This window comes from Micromonospora halophytica (assembly GCF_900090245.1).
GTDB classification, from domain to species: domain Bacteria; phylum Actinomycetota; class Actinomycetes; order Mycobacteriales; family Micromonosporaceae; genus Micromonospora; species Micromonospora halophytica.
Genome location: NZ_FMDN01000030.1, coordinates 1 through 20254, shown reverse-complemented (window position 1 = coordinate 20254; position 20254 = coordinate 1). Strand labels below are relative to the sequence as shown.

The window sequence follows — 20254 nt, the reverse complement described above, 5'->3', positions numbered from 1 at the left end:
CTGACATCCCGAAACCGAACCTTCGGAGACTTGATCAGATGGATACGAATCGTTCGTATGTTCTTCTCTTGGGGCTCGGTACGAGCTATTTCCTGCGCGAGCGCGCCTTCTCGGGGGCCAAGGACGCGAGTGCCCTCCCTGTGTGGATGACCTCTCTCGACCCGCTGCGCAGCCCGCAGCGCTTCTTCGACCGGGTGATTGCGGCGGACGACGGCTACGCCGAATCCGTGCTCGCGGCGGTGGCGGAGTGGAAGCGGCGCGGCTGGCTTCCTGCGGCGGTCGTGCCTGTCAACGACTGGGGGGTTCCGACGGCGAGTGCTGTCGCCAAGGAATACGGGTTGCCCGGCCTCTCGGCCGATTCGGCGCACGTCACACGCGAGAAGTACGCGATGAAGGCGCGTTTCGAGGCGGCAGGGCTGCCCACACCGCGTTCCGCATCCGTCACCTCCGAGGCGGAGATGCTCGGGGCGGCCGGGGAGATCGGGTTCCCGGTCGTGATCAAGCCTGCCGACTTCAGCGGCAGCGGCGGGGTCCGCCTCGCCCGTACACAGGACGAGGCGATCGCCGCGTTCGCTGCCTCGGTGGAACACATCGAGCGCTACCGCGACGACTTCCCCATCGACGGCACCCGTTACCTGGTCGAGCAGTACGTGGACTCCCAGGAGGAGGTCTCCGTCGAGGTGCTGTGTCACGGCGACCGCCGCAAGACGCTCACGGTCACCGAGAAGTTCCTCTCCGCGCCTCCCGTCTTCGCCGAGGTGGGGCACCTCGTGCCCAGCCACCGCACGGGTGAAGCGAACCTGAGGACCCTGGCGGAAAGGGCGTGCGAAGCCCTCGGGATCGACCGCGGGATCGCGCACGTCGAGATCAAGTTCGACAGTACGGGCGCTCCGTGGCTCATCGAGGCGGCGGCCCGTCCTGGCGGTGACGGCATCATGGACCAGATGGAGCGTGCCTACGGGTACAACCCCTACGCCCTGCATGTGGCCTCCTACCTGGGGATCGACCCGTTCCCCCTGGTGCAGGACGAGCCCGTGTGTAGCAGTGCCGTGGCGTTCCTCAAGGCACGGCCGGGAGAGGTCACCTCGGTGCGGATCCCGGAGAAGCTCCCCGAGAGCGTGGTCTCCGTCGTCACGCTCAAGAAGCCCGGCGACGTCGCGAAGCCCCTCGCAGACTGGAGCACCCGGGACGGCGTGGTCGAGATGGTGTGGGACGAGATCTTCACCGAGCGCACCACAGAGCCCGTCGAGATCGCCGACGGCCTCTCCGAGGAGATCTTCGGCTGACCGCAAACCGGGCACGAGGAAGGTCTCATCAGGATGTCTATGGTCCGCTACGCCATTCTCCCCATGCCGGCACGGCTGACTGGGCCGGCGCCGGTGCCCCGGTCAAACCTGCGGCTCCGCTGCGGCGTCAGCCACGTTCGCGCTGTTCCTGCTCGTCATCGTTGTTTCCTACTCTCCAAGGAATACGGATATGGAAAGCATCGTTGAAGACCTGGTGGCCCTCCGGCTCGATCCCAGAACCGTGCGGGCCAACGACCCGTTCCACGGTCTCATCGTGGCCGCCGATGGCGTCACCAGCATGGAGGCAGCACGCTTCCGCGAGGCCGTCGAGATTCTCGAGGGCATTGCACCCGACACCCTCGGCCCCGAGTTCCGTACCACACGCGAGGCGGTGCTGAGCTGGGCGCGCGGGGATCTGCCGGGCGCCTGCGAAGTGCTGACGGAATGCCTGCAGAACTCCCGTGGCGAGCATGCGCTGCTCACCGGATACCTGGCCCATATGGCCAACTTCTTCCTGGGGGACAACGAAGGACTCCTCGAAACGGGCCGCGTCATCGTCGAGCTGAGCTCCACGATGTCCCGCCACGGCGCAGGTCTCAGCGACGGGCTGCTCGCCTTCGCACTGGAGGAGTGCGGGCACTACTCCGACGCGATCTCGGCCGCGGAGCGCGCGATGAGCGTCAATCACGACGACGTCTACGCGCTGCACGCCAAGGTGCACGTGCTGCAGAGAATGCGTGAGAACAAGGCGGCGCAGGAATCCATCTCCCGGTATCCCAGAGGATGGGGGACGGGGGAGCCGATGCGCATCCACATGTGGTGGCACTTCGCCGTCGCGCTGCTCGATGAGGGCGAACTGGACGAGGCGCTGCGCTGCTTCCAGCTGGAGGTGCGCCGCAAGTCCAGCGCGGGAGCACTCGAGGACCTCGACGCGGTCGCGCTGCTGTGGCGGCTGGAGATGCTGGGCGGGCAGGATTTCTCCCAGATGCTGGTGCCCCACTGGGCGGCGCTCGCGGAGGACTGGTCCGCCTATGCGGGGGATCCTGGCTACATCTTCAACGATCTGCACGCCGCGATGGCGTTCGCGAAGGTTGAGAACCACCACCTCTTCGAGAGCATCGTGACGTCCTGCCGCGACCGGGAGGCGCCGGAGTTCTTCCAGCAGGTGTGCCGGCCGCTCTTCGACGGCATTGCGGCCTTCGCAAAGCGTGACTACGCCACCTGTACATGGAAGATGCAGCGGGCCCTGGACCGGCAGCACCTGCGCATCGGCGGCAGCAAGCTGCAGCAGGGCATCTTCCACTGGACTCGAAATGCCGCCGATGCCTATCTCCGCGGCGGCAGCCCCCGCGACCTCCTTTCTTCTCACACTCACTCACGAACGAACGGAGGAATGAGCTGATGGCCCAAAACCTAACCGTCCTCAAGGACGGGAACGGGGTGGTGCAGCTCGACTGCCCGGAGCCGGCGTCGCTGACGGTCACCCGGGGCAGGGTTGGTTTCTACCGGCTGCCCGAGGGCGGATACTCCGAGGAAGAGTTCCGCGAGGGTGTGGCGGTCGTCGGCGTCGGCGAGCGGGTCGGCATCGTGGCAGGAGAGAAGCTCCTACTGGCAGCCGCACAGCCGGATACGGAGTTCACCTGCGACAGCGCGGTGGAGCCGCAGCAGTACACGGTTCCGGCGGACTACCCGATCGTCTCCACCATGCAGAAGTGCATTGCGGACAAGGGCTACTACTTCGGTTACGAGGACCGTTACGCAAAGGTCTACGAGCACGGCGCGCAGTCCTGGGAGGCACTCTCCGAGAATGCGAGCCTGCGTGAGGTCCTGGCCCGTCACCCGGAGGTGATCGAGGGCGACATCCTGGACCTGGGCACAGGTGAGGGGCGCGACAGCCTGTTTCTGCTGCGCAGCCGGATCGGTCGCAGCGTGACGTCCTTCGACGTATCGCACAGTGCCCTCGAGAACGCGCGCGGGCGGGCACGTGCGGAGGGTCTTCCCACCGACGGATTCATCGAGAAGGACATCATCTTCCTGCGCGACGTCGCGGCGGAGTCCTTCGACGTGGCCCTCAACATGGGTGCACTGCACATGCTCGACCGGCCGGAGGACCGCGAACGCCACATCGCCCGCGTCTTCGACGTGCTGCGTCCCGGCGGCTACTTTGTCGTCGACCACTGTGCCTCGGAGTGGGGCCGCGGCTTCCACACGATCAAGGACTACGACACCATCGCTGCCGACCTGGTGCCGGGTCGCACCATCACGCGCTACGTCGAGGTCGAGGGCGAGCGCAGGCCCATCGACCTTGAAGTGCTCCACTACTCCGAGCGTTCCCCGGAGTCCCTGCTCGCCGAGCTGACCGCCGCGGGCTTCGAGGAGTTCGCACGCCTCGACACCAACACCGAAGCGTTCGGCAACTCGACGCTGCAGGTCGTGCGGAAGCCCAGGAAGGATGCCGCGTAGATGACAGCCGAGAACACAGGCACCGCATCGGCGAGCGCAAGGGTGCTGGCGGTGGCGAAGAGTCTGGCCGAGGGCGCGGCCGCGCGTGACCTCGCCCGAGAGCTGCCGCGCGAGCAGGTACGCGCCGTGGCCGACGCCGGCTTCAGCCGGCTCCGCCTTCCGAAGGAGTGGGGTGGTGACGGACTCACGATCCCCGAGTGGGGAGACGTGCTCATCGAGCTCGCCGCCGCCGACTCCAACATTCCACAGATCCTCCGGGGCCACATCGCGTTCGTCGAGGACATGTTGCATCGGCCCGACGACAGCCACCGCAAGCTGTGGCTGGGTCGCCTTCTCGACGGGGAGTTGGTGGGCAACGCCTGGGCCGAGGCGGGTCCGATCACAATGGGGCAGAAGAACACGCTCTTCACCTGGAAGGACGACGAGCTGACGGTCTCCGGCCGGAAGTACTATACTACCGGCTCCATCTTCGCGGACTGGGCGGACGTGTCAGGAGTCCACCAGGGACAAAACGTGGCCGGATTCGTCTCGACGCGTCAGCCAGGGGTCACGGTTCACGACGATTGGGACGGATTCGGACAGCGCACCACGGGCACGGGTACGCTGATCCTCGACGCCGCGGCTGTCGACCCGTGCGACGTCGCCCCGCTCGACCAGCGCTTCCGCTATCAGACACCGCTCTACCAGTGGATCCTGCTCGTCGTGCAGACGGGCATCGCGGTCGCCGTCGAGCGGGACATCACCGAGGCGGTGCGGAACCGCACGCGCAATTACTCGCACAGCTCTGCCGAGCTCGCCAAGGACGACCCGAACATCCAGTCGGTCGTGGGAGAGATCTCGTCCATCGCCTTCACGGCCCGCGCCCTGACCCGAGCAGTGGCGGAGACCCTGCAGCGGGCCTCGGAGACGGGTGCTGCCGGGCGTGACTCGCAGGAGGACCGGGAGGCGAACCTCGTGGCGGAGATCCGCTCCGAGCAGGCCCAGGTGATGCTCTCTCAACTGGTCCCGCGTTCGGCAACCCTGCTGTTCGACGCGCTCGGTGCCTCGGCGACGAGTTCCGGACGCGCTCTCGACCGGCACTGGCGCAACTCAAGGACGGTCGCCAGCCACAACCCGGCGGTGTTCAAACAGCGGGCCGTGGGGGACTGGCTTCTCAACGGCACCCCGCCGCCTGTCGACTGGGCGGTGGGAACCCCGGCCACGACGAACACGGCAGCCGGATAGCGGGAGTCGACGCCGGCGACGTCCAACTGGCGTCACCGGTCGGCTCGTGCGCCGGACACTGTGCCCGTACGCCGGGAGATGCCGCTCCGAGCGGCTGTCCGCCGACCGTCCCTCCCCGGCTCTCCCGGAAAGCGAGATCACGGATGGCCATCCCACCTGCAGAATTCACCCGTGCCATGGCGCGTGTCCCAGGTCCGGTCACGGTGGTCACCACCATCGACGCTGCCGGACAGCGCTGGGGCTTCACCGCGAGCTCGTTCAGCTCACTGTCGCTGAGTCCGCCTCTGGTGCTGATCTGCCTGGACAAGGCAGCCAGCACCTATGAGGCGTTCGCCACCACCGACCGCTTCATGATCAACGTTCTGCGCAGGGAACAGTCCGCCATCGCCCTGCGCTTCGCCAGGTCAGGAGTGGACCGGTTCGCCGACGGCGACGTCGTGCCGCTGGAACGCGGACTGCCGGGCATACCTGAAGCCCTGGTCCGGGTGGCCTGTTCACTGCACCAGGTCCTCGACGGGGGCGATCATTCCATCCTCATCGGACGCGTCGAGGCGACGCACGTGGGTGACGGCGCACCACTCATCTACTGCGACCGCGGCTTCCAACGCCTGTCCGAGGACGCGCCGCAGCCCCTGCAAGGTGTCGGTTCCGGTTCCGAAGGGAGATCTTTGGCTCTGTTCCGCAGTCGACGGTGACGGCGGGCAGCCGGCCGCGATCATGATTGTCCGCCGCCTCGCTCACTGAAGCACGATGGTGACGCCTTCCCTGCGCAGGATGTTCACGGTCACCTCGAAGTAGGACAGACCGCCGAGGTGGTGCCGGATGTGTCCGGCGAGGGCGTGGCAAGCGATGGCAGCGTGGTGCTACACGACGGTGAACGGGGGGCGCGAGGGGAGAGCCCGCCACACAGGTAGTCCTCCACCGAGTCCAGGTTCTTGCCGTAATTGGCACCAGGGCCGAGCAGGGCTTTCCCCAGTGCCAGGAGCAAGCCCGTCCTGTCAGTGACGTGCTGTCCGTCCAGGTGGTACGTTCCGCCGGACAGGCCAGGCTGCCCCCATGGGTCGGCACGGGTGAGGTTGAGCCAATCGGACTGGCCGCCGGCGTCGGACTGTGCCTACTGGTTGGGCCGCGTGGGAACACCGATGGACCAGAACTCCCACACCGCCCGGGCGGCCGGGTTGGGGGGTCGTCACCGCGCTCGGCCATGGTGACATCGATCAGGACTTCGCCGAGGACGGATGGGCGTTCGACGGTGTTCAGGTCGAGGTGGTCCCCGGTCATCGTGCGGCCGTGGCGATCGAGGCGCCAGAGCGTGATCGGGTCGCCCTCGTGCGGGCCGGGGTGACGCCGCAGGGACAGCAGCGGTGAGGCGGGTTCGCAGCCGTTCAGGTGCACGGGTTGGGTGGGCCGCGACGGGCGCGGGATGAAAAGGCCGTCAATGGAACAGCAGCCGCCCGATGGGTTGTCTTCCCGGATCGAGGGGAACCACAGGGCGAACCGCCGAGGCTCTCGCGTGGGCAGCCGCGCAGCGTCAGAACCTCTCGCGGCAGCGGAGGCGTGTACACGAACATTGGCCGCCCACCGGGTATCGGTGTCGTACGGGCTGGTGATCCTTGTTCTGGCCGGCGGCAGGCCCTCGTCGTCGGCCTGCCGCTGCTTGATCACCTCCCGTCCTCGGGCGTCGACGCTGATGTGGTAGTTCTGCACCAGCACCTGGCGCAGCGTCTCGATCGCGGGCAGCTGCGCCAGCCACGTCGGCGCGGTCGGCGACCAGACCGAACGCAGCAGGCTCACCGCATCGGTGCCGTAGACCTGCTCCAGCCGATCCCGTCGGCTTGCGAGGACGGAAGCCGCCAGGAGTCGACGCGGGTGCCGTAACGCTGCGCCCACTCACCGATGTCGACCACCGTGGCTAGCCAGTCGGCAGCAGTCACGGCCAGGACTTCGAGGGCGGCGCGGACTGCTTCCCGGCCAACTCCAAGCGGTTTTGGGTCACGCACCGCCGAGATCACATGGCTGGCGTCGGTACGCGCCCTGCCACCGGCGCCGACCAGACCCCTGTCCGTAAACGCCGTCAGCAGCAGGTCGAACGCGGCCCGTTCCAGGCCATGCTCGACCAGGCGGGTCCGGAACTTGCTCAACACCGTGAAGTCGAACCCGGTATCGGTCATTCGAGGCCCAGGCAGTACTTCCAGTCAATGGCCCGGACCACCATTTGCGTGGCCTGCCGGTCGGTCATCCCTTCGGCGTACTGCAACGCCGTGACCAGCGAGAGGACTGCCGGCGAGGAGACCCGGCTACGTGATCACTTAGCCGGGGGTAACAGGTCACCTCAACCCGCTGCCACTGGGCAGAGCAGCTTGGGTGCAGTGGTTCTGGTTGATCGGAGGGAATCCGGCTCGGCCGGCGGGAGCAGCAGACCGGCGACCCCGCCGACGGGCTCGCCGGTCTGCTGCTCCCGCCTGGAGGATGTCCACCGCTGCTCCCGATCGCCCGGGGTCGGTGAGGGGTGCCTCCGGCGCCGCAGGGTGCCGGGCCGACCGCCCGCAGGCGTCAGCGATAGGTGGCGAGTTCGCCCCTGCGGCGCACGTCGAGGGTCACGCAGTGGAACCCGCCGCCGAGCGACCTGGCGTGGGTGAGCTGCGAGGGGATGACCTCGACCTTGTGGCTCTCCAGCACCCGGATGAGGTCCGTCTGCCGCCTGTCGACGATGGCTTGGCCGGGGGCGGTCACCAGGAAGTTCATCCCGATCCACACCGACCCCCGGGGGTGCTTGCCGACGAAGCCCGTATCGACCAGTTCCGGGCATTCGATCCGGTCCCAGCCGCGCAGGAACTCCGGCATGTTGGCGTCGTTGACCCGAGCCGGGTTGACCATCACGAGTCCCGGCCGCAGCGGCGTAATCGTCGAATCGATGTGCGTGGACGGGTACAGTCCCTCGCACGCGTGGACGGTGTACTGCTCCCCCAGCACCGCCTGCAGCCAGCGCGCACCGAGCTTGTTGCCGCTGTCAGAGACCTGGTAGAGCACGTCCGTACCGAACCGGAGCACGTTCGCCGCGTCGAAGACCGGCTCCAGATCCCGCAGCCGCTGCCCCAGCGGCGCAGTCGGGTCGTACAGGTCGTCGGTCAGCTGGGGCTTGGGCGCCGACAGCCACCGCGCACCGCTGTTGAGGTACTCCACGAACAGGTCCTTGTAGGCGAAACCCTCAAGGAACCGGGAGCGCAGCACCATCGGCGATTCGATGAGCATGTTGCCGACCGCGAGGAACCCGTCACGCGGGCAGTAGTCGTGGAAGCCGTCCGAGCTCCAGTCCGGTGTGGACACCATGGATTTGTGGTCGCGGCCGCCCGGCCGTCGCACCTTCACGCCGAGCCCGGTGAGCAGACCCACCAGCTCCTCGAGTTCAGCCTCCGTCTGCTCCAGCACATGCTGGGGGTACGGGCCGGTCTGGATTTCCCCCGGGTCGTCGATGTCCCCGTACTCGGCCGCCACCAGACTGCGGTCCGTCACCGGCACCTGCGCGCCCGAGACGGTCCCGACGACGATCTCCTCCAGCGCATCCCATTCCGTGTGCACATCGACCAGGCTCATCAGACTGCCCCTCCTGCTGGTGGGTACGACAGGTCGACCGCGACGCCAACACCGCGGAGTCCAGCGCGAATTGCGTCGGCCGTCCCAAGTGAATACGGCTGACACTACGAACGGGCGGCACGCTAGGCGTCCGCGACACATGCAACCGCCGGTACGCGGTGAGCTGACTGCCCACTGCCGTCACTGCGCGTCCCGCCTACTACGGCAGCCGCCATTGGCGGTCTGACCTGGTGGGACGCGTGAGGTGGTGCAACGTGGACGCAGCCGCCTGTAGATCATTTGTTTGTGAGGACAACAAGATCGAAGGCGGTGGCTATCCGCGTGTCAGTTGTAGTTCGCCCCGGACGACGATCATGGCGTCACGGTCACGCTCGCCCCTCGGACACTCCCGCGTAGCATCCGTGCGACGTTGGACGTACAGGTGGTCAAGCATGCTTGACCACCTGTTTTCACTCTCTGTTACCACCGTTGGTGGCAGCCTCGTCGTTGGGCGAGGTGGGTCATGACAGACCGGCTGATCGATTCGGTGATCCCGGCGGTGGTTCCGTCAGGCGGGCTCAAGATCCGCGGTGACTCGGGTGCCGCGATGAAGCGACCGCCTCTGCCGCTGGCGCGACTGGCTCCTACTCGTGACGGCAGCACGGTGTATGGGCTGGCGACTCTTGATGTGCACGGCCGCGTCGCTGATCGGGCGGTGATGATCGCTCTCGGCTGGGCTCCTGGCCTCAGGTTGGGCATCAGGGAAAGCGGCGGTCTGATCATCGTCGACCCTGACCCGGGTGGGGTGTTCCGGGTGACGAAGGAGGGCCATGTGCGGTTGCCCGCGGTGGTCCGCCAGTGGTGCGGGTTGACGGCTGGCGATCGGGTGCTGCTGGCGGCCGATCCGAAGGCCGGACGTCTCGTGCTTCACCCGCCGGCCTCGCTGGACGCGGTGGTGGCCCGAGTGCACGACGAGGCGTTCGCGGGTGGTGAGTCGTGAGCGGTGTGGCGGGAAAGGCCGAGCTGGAGGCCGCTCGGTTGTTGCTGTCGCGGATGGGTATCTCTCCAGCGGATCTGGTGGCGGCGGCGTCCGATCGTCCGCCGGCTCCGACGTTCGCGGAGTACGTGCCGGTGGTGGCAGCTGCGGTCAGTGCTGGCACGCGGCGGGCGTACGGGTCGTACTGGAAGCGCGTGGTCGAGCAGTGGGGCCAGCGGCGTATCGATGAGCCGACACCATCGGAGATCGAGCGGCTTGCGGAGTACGTCAAGACGCATGTGGTGGCCCGCCGCAACGCGCGGGGTGGGCGCAGTGCGGCGGAGCATCTGATCGCGGCGCTGCGATGCCTGTATCGGCGGGCGGTCGCCGACGGGCACCTGTCAGAGGCAGACAACCCTGCGCTGAAGGTCGCGAAGCCACGGCGGCTGCCGAGCACCCGGCGGGCATTGGCGGACAACCGGTTGGCAGAGATCAACGAGGTAGCGGCGTCCACGGGTGACGACCACGGCCTCCGTCTACGCCGAGATCGCTCATCATCTCGGCTGGCTGAAGCTGGATCGGGCGCTGTCGGAGGCGGAGTTTGAGCAGTTGAGCGGCGACACTGACGGGTGGGTGACGCAGGACCGCACGCTGCCCGAGGTCATCGAGACGTTCGGGCCCCCGTCGCTGTGGATCGGCGGGACCAGCCGGTTCCACCCCAAGACCCTCGCCTACACCACCGCCGATAGCGGCAACGACCTGATCTGCTTCCACCTGTGGAATGCCTTCGCGAACACCACAGCCGAGACCGGCGCGCGGGGCGTCCATCCCGAACCGGTGGTGCTCGCCGTACGTCACCGGCCAGAAAACTTTCCCGGCTCGTTCTCGTTCACGCCCGAGGGCCTGCACCGCAAGCCCACTGCCGACCAGCGCAGCCAGCTCAGGTCAACCGTTTGGATCTTCCATGGCGACCGCGCCCGACACGCCTCCGGTGTGCTCGACACGCTGGGCGCCGGACTCGCCTGGGCAGCCGAGCACCACGTGACCGGGATCCTTACCGAGTACCCCCACGGCGGCGCCTACGACGTCGCAGTCAACGAAGGCCGCTTCACACCGTCGAAAGCCCACCACGGCACCGCCGACCACATTGCCGCCTTCGGTCCGGGGCTACGTCATATCCACCTGGTCGGCGGACGTTCAGACCAATAGGCTGAAGATCACGATTGGACCCCGATCGGGAGTCGGGTCCGACCGGGCCGTTGACGGTCCGGTGCATCTCCCGTGTGCTGTGCGCAGGCAGGACGCCTGGATCGGGGGCAGGACGATGGAATCCACGGCACCGGGACCGGCACCCGTGACGCCGCCGGGACCGCACCGACTTCGGGGATGGTTGGCGGTCGCGCTGGCCGGGGTGCTGGTCGGCGGGGCCGCCGGGGTGACGGTCTGGCGGACGAACGCCACCCCGTCACCGGCACCCGCCGAGGTCGCCGCCTCGGTCACGGCCAGGGAACTCCTCGCCGGGCTGCCCGGCCGGCTGCTGCCGCCGGCCACCCCGACCGCCCTGCCCACCGACCGGGCCGTGGGACGGGGAGCCCTGCTCTACCAGATCAACGACCCCGATGGTTTCAACGTGGCGACCGGCGCCTTGCCTCGACGGCCGATGTACCTGGTGACGGCCTCCGGTGAACAATTCGGCGTCGGGCTGGCGACCACCATGGGCGAGATCACTCAGACGCTATCCCCGGACGGGCGGTGGTTCGCCCAGCGCCGAGACGGGCAGTGGTGGATCCGCGACCTCACCGGGATCACCGAGCGGACCGTCCCGCCCGGGTACGAGTTGCGCCAGTGGTCGACCGACGGACGGGCGTTGCTGCTCGGGCAACCCTCCGGCGCCGGCGAGGCGTACGCAGCGTTCACCCTGCCCTTCGGGGAGCTGCGCCCGCTGGCGTTACGCGGGACGCCGGGTCGCCGGATGCTGGCATTTCTAGACGGGCGTGAACTGGCCACCGCGGAGTTCAACGTCGGCCCGAACGCCCGGCCGCGCAGGCAGCTCACCATCGCAATTCAGGACGTCGACGGCCGCGCCGCCCGCTCGGTGTCTCTCGCCACCACCCAACAGGTCGGCCCCGGCGATATCCGCAACGCGCTCGTTCCGCTCGTTCGGGGCGGCGGTGATCCGCCGGCGGTGTGGGCTCTGGTCACTCGGCGGGAGGAGATCCCGGCCGGCCAGCCGGAGGGGGCACGGGCGGTGCCCCCCATGACGTTGGTCGGAGTCGATCTGCGGTCCGGCAAACCGGCCGGCCGGATCGACCTCGTCGTGCCCCGGGGTGGCGAAGGTGAGAACTTCCTCGGTCTCGCCGGCACCGAGGTCCTCCTGCAACGCTGGACCGCGAACGGCGGCGAGCTCGTCGCCGCCGACCCGGCCACCGGCCGGCGTCGGGTGCTGACCTCGCTGCCCGACCACGCTCGGGTGATCGTCCCTGGCGACTAAGAGACCGTCGGGTAACCAGGTGACTACGTGGCGAGAAGTCGCTCAACGTTGATGCGTTGGGCGGCTTCGCGTTCGGTGGCGTTGGCCCAGCGGATCGCTTGACCGGCCAGACGTATCGTCATGAGTCGAATCATCGCTACCTTGATCATGGCCTCGGAGTTGGCGGTCAGCCGCTCGTAGTCCCGGGCCAGGCGTCGGTTACGCACCAGCCATCCCAGGGTCCTCTCCACCACCCACCTGCGTGGGAGGACCTGGAAGCCCTTGACGTCGTCGGTGCGCTTGACGATCTCCAGCAGGATGCCGAGCTTGTCTTTCGCCCAGCTCACCAAGGTGGAGTCGATGCTGTTGGCGTATCCGCCGTCGGCCCAGACAAGGGTGATGGTGGTGAATGTCTCGGCCAGCCGTTGCAGGATCCGCCGGCCGCCGGGACGGTCGTTGACGGAGGCGGAGGTGACCATGACCACCAGGATCGGCCCCATCGTGTCCACGACCAGGTGCCGTTTGCGGCCGGTGGTCTTCTTGCCTATGTCGAACCCACGGCATTCGCCGCCCTCACTGGATTTGATCGACTGGGCGTCCAGGACCGCCGCGGTCGGCTCCGGCTCACGACCGGCCGCCACCCGCACCTGCCGGCGAAGCTCGTCGTGGATCACGTCCCACGTTCCGTTCTTCCGCCACGTCGTGAACCAGCGATGCGCCGCGTCCGGTGGCGCCAGATCCCGCGGCATCATCCGCCACGGACAGCCCGACCGCAGCACATAGAAGATCGAATCCAGGATCAACCGATCTCCCCACTTACGAGGCCGACCGCCTTTACGCAGGTCACGCACCGGCATCAAGGGCGCGAGGATCGCCCACATCGCATCGGTCAAGTTCGACGGATAGCATGAACGGGCGTCATCCCCGCCACAGTTGCAGTTGCGCACACAACGCGATCATGGCGGGGATGATCTATTTGTCGAGCACTCAACATCGACGTGTCTCACCGTAACGCAACGCACCGAACTGGTTACCCGACGGTCTCTCAGAGGGCGGTCCGCAGTAACTTGATCTGATCTATGCGTTACGTCCGGTTGAGAGCCTTCCGGCGGGTTCGCCATGGATAGCGACTGGTCGATGTAGGGAGTGCACGATCTGCACCGCCCGCGCTCCGGACACCGTCTTCACCGTCCGCACGTACGCCACAGCCGACACGGTAGAAACCCGACCAATTAGTGCGTGCCTCCCGACACAACACCCCAGGTCACAGCCCCGCCGACCCCAGAATCAACCAGCCGTGAGCCAAGTCGGGTCTCATGTGCAACCAATCCTCCATAGGGGATCAGGATGACGGTGTGTGTTCGCCGGGGGCGTACTGGCTCCAGGTTCCGCTGGCGTTGGTGACCTGGCGGGCGGGCGGTGGTTTGGTGGAAGCCGAGGGCCTCGGCGATGTGCGCTATCCCTCCGGACAAGAGGTGGCGTTTGGTCGCAGCAACGACGGCACCTTCGCGGCGCCGTCGGGCCGGTTCTCGGTCTTCAAGAGCATCACCGGTGGCTATTCGCTGACCGACAAGGACGCCACCGCCTACGAGTTCACACAAGCTGCGGGCACCGGTATCTACCGGATCACGAAGATCATCGACGCGTCGGGCCGGGCGGTGACGTTCCGCTACGACGCCAGCGGTCGAGTAGACCAGATGAAATCGCTGTCCTCAAACCGCACGTTGACCATCTCCTGGTCAACACCGCCGAACTCCACCTACCCACACGTCGCGTCCGTCAGCACCGACCCCGTCGCACCAGGCGACCCGAGCACGGCGTTGACCTGGAACTACACGTACGGCAACGACCTGCTGGTCGAGGTCTGCCCGCCGGGTGAGACCACCGCCTGTACCTCGTACGACTACACGTGGGCGTCGCAGCACGCCAACACCGTGCTGAACACCGGCCCCTACTCGTTCTGGCGGATGAACGAGGCCGAAGGAGCAACCGCCGCGGTGAGCGCGGTGTTGTCCAACGACGGCACGGACAACGCGACGTACACCAACGTCACGCTCGGCGGCCCGACGCCGCTGGTCAACTCGACCTCCACGTCCGCCGCGTTCGACGGCACGTCCTCGCTTGTCACGCTGCCGTCGAAGCCGGTGGCGGAGAGTTCGTACCAGTCGATCAGCATGTGGTTCAAGACCAGCACGCCCACCGGTGTGCTGTTCAGCTACCAGAAGGATGCGGTCACCCCGGGGGCAACGACGACCGGCAGCTACGTTCCGGCCCTGTATGTCGGCTCGGACGGCAAGCTGCACGGCGAGTTGTGGATGGGCAGCCAGACGGCGGCGATGGCGTCGCCCGGTACGGTGACTGACGGCCAATGGCACCATGTCGCGCTGGTCGGCAACGGCGGCAGCCAGCAGCTCTACCTGGACGGAACGCAGGTCGCGACGCTGCCCGGTGCGATCACCCTCAACACGCTCGACGCCACCAACAGCTATATCGGGGCCGGCTTCCTCGGCGGCTCGTGGCCGAACCAGCCCCACACCACCGCCACCGCAACGTTCTTCAACGGGTCGATCGCGGACGTCGCCTTCTACAACAAGCCGCTGACCGGCACGGCCGTTTCGGCGATGTACGACTCGGGTGCGGCGGGTACCGCGCAGCTGTCCACGGTGACGAGCGAAGCGGGCCGGGTCCAGGCGCAGGTCGCCTATGACACGGTCACCGGTCGGGTCAGCCAGGTCACGGACGAGAACGGCGGCGTTTGGCAGATCGGCACACCGGCCGCCTACGGCTCCAGCCAGGTCTACGTCTCCTCGGTGCTCGGGTCGCAGCCGACCGACTACTGGCGCCTCGGTGACATTGAGGCGCCGGTCGACGCGGTCAACGTCGTGCACAGCCACCAGGCCCGCTACAACAACGTCACGTTCGACACGACCCAGCCGAACAGCACCAGCCCGTTCTCGGACACCTACGGGGCCGTCTTCAACGGCACCTCCTCGTTCGTGCAGCCCTACAACCCCAGGAATCAGGCGTTGCCGGGCGTCGACTACCCGGTGGCCGACCCGACGACGGTCGAGATCTGGTTCAAGACCCCGGCCAACCACGCGGCCAGCGGAGTGCTCTACTCCTACCAGAGCGCCTTGCTGACGAGCCCCGTCGCCGGGGAGTGGATTCCCGCGCTCTACGTGGGTGCGGACGGATATCTGCGCGGCAAGTTCTGGACCAGCGGCACGCCGATCAGGTCCAGCACGAAGGTCAACGACGGTCAGTGGCACCACGTCGTGCTGTCGGCGTCCACCACCCGCCAGACGCTCTACCTGGACAACAAGATCGTCGGCACGCTCGGCGCGATTGCGGGCACGAGCGCCCAGTACTCCTATATCGGCGCCGGCTTCACCAAGGGATGGCCCAGCTCATCCGGGGACGTGAGCTACTTCAAGGGCAACATCGCGGAGTTCGCCTACTACAACCGGGAACTGCCGCCGACAGAGGTCGACGCGCACTTCAAAGCGTCGAAGAGCGCCCTGCAATCCGGGCCCACCGCGACCTTGACTCCGGTGTCGAGCGTGACGGTCACCGACCCGACAGGCAAGGCTTCGAAGCAGGTCTTCGACCTGGTCAACGGCGGCCGCATGATCGCCTCAACTGATGCGTTGGGTCGCACCACATCCTTCGGCTACGACGTCGGTGGTTTCGAGTCGGTCGTGTTCGACCCGCTGGGGATGAAGACGGTGTCGGGCCGTGACGTACGGGGCAACACGATCCGCTCCACCGTCTGCCGGGACCAGGAATGGTGTGACAGCACCTACTACAAGTACTGGCCTGACGCGACGACGGCGAACCTCACCCCGGACGCCCGCAACGACCAGCTGATTGAGATCCGGGACGCTCGGTCGCAAAGCGAGACCGACAACCAATACCTGACCAAGTTCGCCTACGACACGTCCGGCAACCGGCTGAGCATGACCTCACCGCCGATCCCCGGCTACCCGAGCGGACGCAGCACCACCATGACGTACACGACCGCGACCACCCCGGCGGTCGGCGGCGGGATGACACCCGCCGGCCTGCCACTGACCACGAGATCCCCCGGCGGAGCCCAGCAGAGCACCGAATACAACTCCGCCGGCGACGTGATGCGGATAACCGACGCCGCCGGCCTCGTCACCGAATTCACCTACGACGGTCCTGGCCGGACGTTGACCAAGACGGTCAAAGCTGGGCCACCGACGGGTGACCTGACCACCACGTTCGTCTACGACGCCGATGGGCAGGTCGTCGAGCAGACCGACCCGCCGGTACTCAACCAGGTGACCGGCGCTATCCACACCCGGAAGACGAGCACCGTCCATGACGCCGACGGCAACGTGACCTCCCGCAAGGTCGAGGACACCACCGGCGGCGACGCCTACCGCGACGCGACCAGCTCCTACAACAGCTTCGGTCAGGAAGTGAAGACGGTCGACGCCGCCGGGACGGTCACCCTGTTCGAATACGACGTCTATGGCAACACGACCAAGGCGGTGGTGTGCGACAGCAGTCCCGCCCCGTCCACCCCATGCCCGGCCGGTGATCGGCTGCGCACCCTAGAGAACACCTACGACGCCGCTGGTCAGGAACTCACCGCGACGGTGACCGGGCACGATGGCGTCGTCACGCAGGTGTCGTCGAAGGCGTACTACGCCAACGGCAACCTCGCTTCCGAGACCGACGCGATGAACTGGGTGACCAGCTACGAGTACGACCTGAACGACAACGTCACCAAGGTCACCCGCACCGACGGCGTCAAAACCTACGTCCAGGAAGTGAACAGCTACGACGCTATCGGCAATCTCATCTCCCGCCGGACCAACAACGGGGCGAGTTGGACCACGTACGCATACGACCCCGCCAACCAGGGCTATTGCGTTGTCGGGTAACTGCTGGTCACGGCGGTGATCAGGTCGTGTGAGCGGCGGTTGGCGTGGCGGGTGGCGCGGGCGATGTTGGTCGCGCCGGTGGTGCGGTGCCAGCCGATCGCGGTGTTACGCAGGGTTGCGATGACGGCGGGTCCGGTGCCTGTCCGGGCCTGGTGGAGGTCTTCACGGAACGTCACGTCGCGTACGTGGTGGATCTTGTTTTCGATGTGCCAGTGCCGGCGGATCCAGGTCTGCAGGTCCCGGGGCAGGGCCTGGCCGGCGGGTAGTGACGCGGTCAGGTAGGCGGTCTCGCGGCTGGTTTTGCCAGCGACGATGCGGGTGCGGGTGATCCGCACGGCTTGCTGGGCGTGTGGGAAGGCGATGCCGCCGGGAGTGGCGACGGTGACGGCTTTGACGGTGCGGGTTTCGCGGCGGCCGTGGCCGCGGTCGCGGGTGCGGTCACCGACCGGGATCTGCGCCCAGGGCAGCTGTTTGAGCTGTTTGAACAGGGTCGGCTGGTTGGCCTTCACCTGGACGAGCAGGTGCGCTCGGCGGGCGGTGACCTCGTCGGCGTGCCCGGTCTGGGTGTGTAGGGCGTCGGCGATGAACAGCACCCCGGCCAGGGTGCCGAGCACCTGTTCGACGGCGTCGAGCAGCGGGGCGAACGCCGGGATCTCATTGCTCTTGGCGTCCACGGTGACCTGGGCGAGCACGATCCCGGTGGTGGTGTCCAGGGCGGACAGCAGATGCACCTGGCGGCCGCCGCCCGTTCGGGCGCCGCGCAGTGTCTTGCCATCGATGGCGATCACCGTGCGGTACCGCCTCGGCCTGGTCACCTCGACGGGAGCGCGGGTGCGCAGCCAGCCGGCCAGGACGGTGCCGAGCAGCGTGTCGTCGAGGCGCGTCAGGATCCGCCAGACAGTGCTGCCGACCGGCACTCCTGCGGTGAACCCGAGCCGCTCCTGGGCGCGTTCGTCCAGGTCGTGTAGCCAATCCGTGATCGCGGCGAACGACGACGCCCCGGCCATGACGGCGCAGACCGCCACCGCCAGCAGCGCGGTCAGCGGGTAACGCACGCCTCGTGGGTCGCGTGGATCAGGAACAGCGGCGAGCGCGTGCAGCAGACCACCGTGTTCACCGTCAGTGACTGGCACGGCCTCGGCGATGGAGGTGGGTGCTGCTACGGCCAGCGCAGGGATGAGAGACGATGCCATCGGCGGGTGGGGTCTTCCTCGGAGTCGTGAAGCGTCGCAACTCCATGATCACCGATGCGACCTCACCCGTTCTTACACCTCCACAGAGGCCGAACTCGTCTCGAAACTCCTGGTCAACGGCCCGCCGGCCGACTATGCAATCGCCCTGCTTGCGGCCCCACGCCTCGGCGAACTCGAGGAACCGCTCGGTCGCGGCATCCTCCGTCGGCGCGGTGTACACCGGCCTGAGTGCTTTGGCGATCTTGTCCCAGTCCTGGCGGGCGGCATAGCGGAACGAGTTGCGCAGCAGGTGCACCACGCACGTCTGGACGATCGTGCGCGGCCACACCGTCTCCACCGCCTCCGGCAGGCCCTTCAGGCCGTCGCAGACGAGCATGAGCACGTCGGCCACGCCGCGGTTCTTCAGCTCGGTGAGCACGTGCAGCCAGTGCTTGGCGCCTTCGCCGCCGTCACCGGCCCAGATGCCGAGGATGTCGCGGTGACCGTCCACGGTGACCGCCATCACCAGGTCGATCGGCCGGTTCGCGACCTGACCATCCCGGATCTTGACGTTGATAGCGTCGATGAACACGACCGGGTACACCGGGTCCAGGGGCCGGTTCTGCCACTCGGCCATCCCGTCGATGACCTTGTCGGTGATGGTGGAGATGGTCTGCTTGGACACCTCCGCGCCGTAGACCTCGGCCAAGTGGGCGGCGATCTCGCCGTGCGTCAAGCCTTTGGCCGACAGCGACAGGACCATGTCGTCGACACCGGTCAGGCGCCGTTGTCGTTTGCGCACGATCTGCGGCTCGAACGTGCCCGCCGCGTCCCGGGGACCCGCACCTCGACCGGGCCGACGTCGGTGAGCACGGTCTTGGTCCGGCTGCCGTTGCGGGTGTTCCCGCTGCCCCGACCGGCCGGGTCGTGCTTGTCATAGCCGACGTGGTCGGTGATCTCTCCCTCGAGGGCGGACTCGAGGACCCGCTTGGTCAGCTACTGCAGCAGCCCGCCCTCACCAGTCAGCCTCAGCCCGTCACCACGAACCCGATCGACCAGCATCGCAATCAACTGCTCATCCGTGACCGCACCCACCGGCTCCACGGCCGGCTGTCCCACGGAGGTCTCGGTCGCCATCTGGCGTCTCTCCCTTGATCGGTCGATCAGCCGTTATTTGTACAGTCCCCGGCTGCGCCGACCGGTCAGCGCCGGTGACGGTGCCCGGCATCCCGATGCGACAGCTGTACTCGGGCTGCAGCTGTGGCGTCCCGGGTGTGAGAGCGGTTGCCGTTACCAGTGGTTGGGGCGGGTGATCGTCCTGGCGTGTTAGCCGAGGAGGTCGGTATAGGTGTCGATGTCGATGGTGTCGTGGTGGCAGCGTTCGATGAGCCGTGTCAATCGATGGCCGACCTCCTCTGCGTCGAGGTCGAGGCGTTCGCACAGGTCATGGTGGGCGTTGACCAGCGGCTCGGTGATTTCCTCGGGTTCGGTGCGGGTGATGTGATAGGCGTCGCGGAGGTGTCCGGAGAGGTCGTCCCAGACGAGGATGGCTTCTTCGACGAGATCGAGCATGGCGGTGGTGGCGGGCCGGGCGCAGAGAATCTCAATTTCGGCGGCCAGCTGATGGCCGGCGGCTTCGACGTCGGAGATCTGCCACCTGCTGCCGGTGGTGGCATTGGAGGCGTCGCGGATGGCGGCGCGGGCATCGTGCAACCCGGTGTGGTCGGTGGTGGTGTCGAGGAGGCCGGCTTCGGCGAGTAGCTGGGTGGCGAAGAGGCGGTCCCGCAGGGCGTGTTCCACGACGAGGTTTGCCAGTTGTCGAGGGGAGAGCCGCCGCACGGCTTCTAGACGAGTTGTTCCGAAGTCTGGTCAGTGGTCGTAGGCGATCAGTGATCGGGTGACGGGTGCGTTGGTCTTGTTGTTGTGCCAGATCGCGGCGGCCATGGCCAGGAGACGTTGAGCCACCCGCACGGCAACGCCGGCGAAGGTACGGCCGCCGTGTTCCTCCAGGTCAAGCTGGCCCTTGAGGGTGTCGTTGACTGACTCGATGAGCTGGCGGACCTTCTTGAGCGTCGCCTCGCCGTAACGGGTTTTCTCCTTCTTGCGTGACGGCCGTAGCAGTTCGATGCCCTGCTCGGCCAGGTTCCGCTCGAATGCCTTGGACGCGAAGCCCTTGT

15 protein-coding genes and 3 pseudogenes are annotated in these 20254 nt (G+C 67.2%); 10 read left to right on the top strand and 8 right to left on the bottom strand.

Translation table 11 applies throughout. The features are described from left to right. Positions 1-38 precede the first annotated feature (38 nt). The 5 genes from GA0070560_RS25885 to GA0070560_RS25865 all read left to right on the top strand — a co-directional run bounded on the left by GA0070560_RS25885 (position 39) and on the right by GA0070560_RS25865 (position 5668). Positions 39-1286 carry an ATP-grasp domain-containing protein gene (locus GA0070560_RS25885; RefSeq protein WP_091302419.1) on the top strand — a complete coding sequence of 416 codons (1248 nt, stop codon included), beginning with the start codon at positions 39-41 and terminating at the stop codon, positions 1284-1286. A 190-nt stretch (positions 1287-1476) separates the two neighbouring features. Next, positions 1477-2688 carry a tetratricopeptide repeat protein gene (locus GA0070560_RS25880; RefSeq protein ID WP_091302418.1) on the top strand — a complete coding sequence of 404 codons (1212 nt, stop codon included), beginning with the start codon at positions 1477-1479 and terminating at the stop codon, positions 2686-2688. Positions 2689-2726: 38 nt separating this feature from the next. Continuing rightward, positions 2727-3749 carry a class I SAM-dependent methyltransferase gene (locus GA0070560_RS25875; RefSeq protein ID WP_211566003.1) on the top strand — a complete coding sequence of 341 codons (1023 nt, stop codon included), beginning with the start codon at positions 2727-2729 and terminating at the stop codon, positions 3747-3749. Continuing rightward, positions 3750-4973 (top strand): acyl-CoA dehydrogenase family protein, encoded by a 1224-nt coding sequence (locus GA0070560_RS25870; protein WP_091302416.1) that lies wholly within the window; start codon positions 3750-3752, stop codon positions 4971-4973. Between the two features lie 143 nt (positions 4974-5116). Beyond that, the gene (locus GA0070560_RS25865; protein ID WP_091302414.1) at positions 5117-5668 is read left to right on the top strand and encodes a flavin reductase family protein; all 552 of its coding nucleotides are present in this window, start codon (positions 5117-5119) and stop codon (positions 5666-5668) included. 89 nt (positions 5669-5757) lie between these two features. Here the strand turns inward: GA0070560_RS25865 and GA0070560_RS30165 are convergent, their stop codons facing one another. The 3 genes from GA0070560_RS30165 to GA0070560_RS25850 all read right to left on the bottom strand — a co-directional run bounded on the left by GA0070560_RS30165 (position 5758) and on the right by GA0070560_RS25850 (position 8567). Beyond that, on the bottom strand, positions 5758-5994 hold the full coding sequence (locus GA0070560_RS30165; protein ID WP_425412718.1) for a barstar family protein: 237 nt from the start codon (positions 5992-5994) through the stop codon (positions 5758-5760). Between the two features lie 769 nt (positions 5995-6763). Continuing rightward, positions 6764-7144 (bottom strand): hypothetical protein, encoded by a 381-nt coding sequence (locus tag GA0070560_RS25855; protein ID WP_091302410.1) that lies wholly within the window; start codon positions 7142-7144, stop codon positions 6764-6766. Between the two features lie 382 nt (positions 7145-7526). Beyond that, complete coding sequence (locus GA0070560_RS25850) at positions 7527-8567, bottom strand: inosamine-phosphate amidinotransferase 1 (RefSeq protein ID WP_091302408.1); 1041 nt, start codon at positions 8565-8567, stop codon at positions 7527-7529. 502 nt (positions 8568-9069) lie between these two features. Between GA0070560_RS25850 and GA0070560_RS29650 the strand changes: the two genes are divergently transcribed. The 4 genes from GA0070560_RS29650 (at position 9070) to GA0070560_RS25830 (ending at position 12013) form a co-directional block, all read left to right on the top strand. Continuing rightward, a complete protein-coding gene (locus GA0070560_RS29650; RefSeq protein WP_245675722.1) occupies positions 9070-9546 on the top strand; it encodes an AbrB/MazE/SpoVT family DNA-binding domain-containing protein in 477 nt (158 codons plus the stop codon). After that, complete coding sequence (locus GA0070560_RS25840; protein WP_245675721.1) at positions 9543-10127, top strand: hypothetical protein; 585 nt, start codon at positions 9543-9545, stop codon at positions 10125-10127. Before GA0070560_RS29650 ends, GA0070560_RS25840 begins: the two co-directional genes overlap by 4 nt. Continuing rightward, entirely contained in the window at positions 10039-10731 is a 693-nt protein-coding gene (locus GA0070560_RS25835; protein ID WP_091302406.1) for a DUF7710 domain-containing protein, read from the top strand. The genes GA0070560_RS25840 and GA0070560_RS25835 overlap by 89 nt, the downstream gene beginning before the upstream one ends. A gap of 181 nt (positions 10732-10912) precedes the next feature. Further along, positions 10913-12013 carry a hypothetical protein gene (locus GA0070560_RS25830; RefSeq protein WP_091302404.1) on the top strand — a complete coding sequence of 367 codons (1101 nt, stop codon included), beginning with the start codon at positions 10913-10915 and terminating at the stop codon, positions 12011-12013. A 104-nt stretch (positions 12014-12117) separates the two neighbouring features. Here the strand turns inward: GA0070560_RS25830 and GA0070560_RS25825 are convergent. Next, positions 12118-12939 (bottom strand): annotated as a pseudogene (locus GA0070560_RS25825) (IS5 family transposase); the annotation flags it as partial. 453 nt (positions 12940-13392) lie between these two features. Here GA0070560_RS25825 and GA0070560_RS25820 point away from each other — a divergent pair. Continuing rightward, complete coding sequence (locus GA0070560_RS25820; RefSeq protein ID WP_139131603.1) at positions 13393-16905, top strand: LamG-like jellyroll fold domain-containing protein; 3513 nt, start codon at positions 13393-13395, stop codon at positions 16903-16905. Here GA0070560_RS25820 and GA0070560_RS25815 read toward each other — a convergent pair. The 4 genes and pseudogenes from GA0070560_RS25815 to GA0070560_RS25800 all read right to left on the bottom strand — a co-directional run. After that, entirely contained in the window at positions 16887-17960 is a 1074-nt protein-coding gene (locus tag GA0070560_RS25815; protein WP_245675720.1) for an ISAs1 family transposase, read from the bottom strand. The two genes, GA0070560_RS25820 and GA0070560_RS25815, sit on opposite strands and share 19 nt — an antisense overlap. A gap of 280 nt (positions 17961-18240) precedes the next feature. Next, positions 18241-19139, bottom strand: a pseudogene (locus tag GA0070560_RS25810) (IS256 family transposase); the annotation flags it as partial. A 264-nt stretch (positions 19140-19403) separates the two neighbouring features. Then, positions 19404-19877, bottom strand: a complete 474-nt coding sequence (locus tag GA0070560_RS25805; protein WP_245675719.1) for a hypothetical protein — start codon at positions 19875-19877, stop codon at positions 19404-19406. Positions 19878-19946: 69 nt separating this feature from the next. Then, a pseudogene (locus GA0070560_RS25800) lies at positions 19947-20254 on the bottom strand (IS982 family transposase); the annotation flags it as partial.